2 protein-coding genes are annotated in these 1,550 nt (G+C 43.7%); both read right to left on the bottom strand.

Annotated features, from left to right (window positions below; all coding sequences use genetic code 11):
* Window positions 1-63 precede the first annotated feature (63 nt).
* Window positions 64-831, bottom strand: coding sequence for an ABC transporter ATP-binding protein (locus tag RMO79_RS01035; RefSeq protein ID WP_310481189.1), 768 nt, complete (start codon window positions 829-831; stop codon window positions 64-66).
* Between the two features lie 63 nt (window positions 832-894).
* Window positions 895-1,550, bottom strand: a 656-nt coding sequence (locus RMO79_RS01030) for a phosphate ABC transporter permease (protein ID WP_310481188.1), incomplete at its 5' end; no start/stop codon positions are given.

Genomic DNA, 1,550 nt, shown 5'->3' with positions numbered 1-1,550 from the left:
AGCGGCGGTTTCAACCGCTGAATAATTGACTGAATTGTATTGTTACGCCTGTTACTATTTTACTCAATCTATACCCAAATAAGCTTCAATTACGCGCCGATCGTTTTGAACTGTATTGGGCGTTCCATCGACGAGATTGGTCCCTTCAGCTAATACCCAAACTCGATCGCACAAAGTCATAATTACGTCCATATTATGTTCGATAATGAGGAAGGTTAAACCATCCTCGCGCCAATCAAGAATATGACCGCAAATATCATCAATCAATCGCGGATTGACCCCCGCCGCAGGTTCGTCTAATAAAATTAACTGCGGATCTGCCATCAACGCTCGTCCGATTTCTAATAGCTTGCGCTGTCCCCCCGACAATCCCCCCGCATAATCATTCGCCTTCGCACTCAATCCCACGGAAGTCAAAATCGACATCGCCTTGTCTTTTAACTCTAGTTGCCGCGCCCGGATGAGGCTAGGTTGTAATAATACCTCCCAGACTTTTTCACCCACTGGCTCTTTAGCTCCAAGTAGCATATTTTCTAATACCGACATCCGCGAGAGAGCTTTGGCTACCTGAAAAGTCCGCACCATCCCCAGTCTCGCAATTTGATGGGGTTGTAGGTGCTGGATTGCTCGACCGTTGAGTTCGATCCGACCGGAATCTGGACGAATAAAGTTAGATAATAGATTGAAGAAGGTGGTTTTTCCCGCTCCATTCGGACCGATTAAACCAGTGATACTCCCTTTCGTAACTTCGATTCCAGCTTGTCGAACTGCTTTAACACCGCCAAAAGTTTTACACAATCCTTGCGCTGACAGTAATGGCTGGGTAGACATGGGAACGTAATGGTTGGACATGTAAAATGGAGCGCAATAGGGGTTAGCAATATTTTATCTTAATTAGTAATCATCATCGATCCGTTGACTGGTAGCAATAAAAGCATCGCGACGCAAGCAAGGATAATCGCTCAACCATAGATTTAAATCTGGTACATATACATCGGATACTTGAGCAAACGAGCTAAGATCTGGACGATAGGACATTACTACCATTTCAACAAATTGTCCGCGCGAAATACTTTTATAAGCCTTTTTTAACGGTACAGAAATCTCGGTAGTAAAACCTGTTTCGTCGCCGAGTTCGAGATTCAATCTCGTTTCGATATCTTCAATTACAACTAAATTTCCTTTCTTATCAACAGTTTCAATTTCACTAACAATATTATCGGTAACATAGAGATCCAAAACTTCCCCGCGCCAAAATCCACTGTATGGAAATTGGCGAAATTGCCAATTGCGGCGACTAGCTAAAACGATCGGCATCCACCACCAATACAAGCCGCCAATTACCATCGGAATTGGAGCTTGCCATTCAACATCATCGGGAGATAAAAACCGCAGAAAAGCATAAACTAACGAAACAGTCGCGATCGAAATTATCACCCGTCGCAAAAAGTCCGACCATTTTCCCCAGCAATATTTATACTGCACACCCATTGCTAAAATCGGCACTAGTTCTTCAAATTTGCTACGAGTAATCGGAATCAGCATGGTTG

Source organism: Chamaesiphon sp. VAR_48_metabat_403, from assembly GCF_031422475.1.
Classification (GTDB): Bacteria; Cyanobacteriota; Cyanobacteriia; order Cyanobacteriales; family Chamaesiphonaceae; genus Chamaesiphon.
Note: the sequence above shows the minus strand (reverse complement) of the source record. Positions and strands in the feature narration are given on the sequence as shown.

Coding starts and splice junctions, on each gene's coding strand:
- RMO79_RS01035 (WP_310481189.1), bottom strand. CDS start 831: ATGTCTACCCAGCCATTACTGTCAGCGCAAGGATTGTGTAAAACTTTT.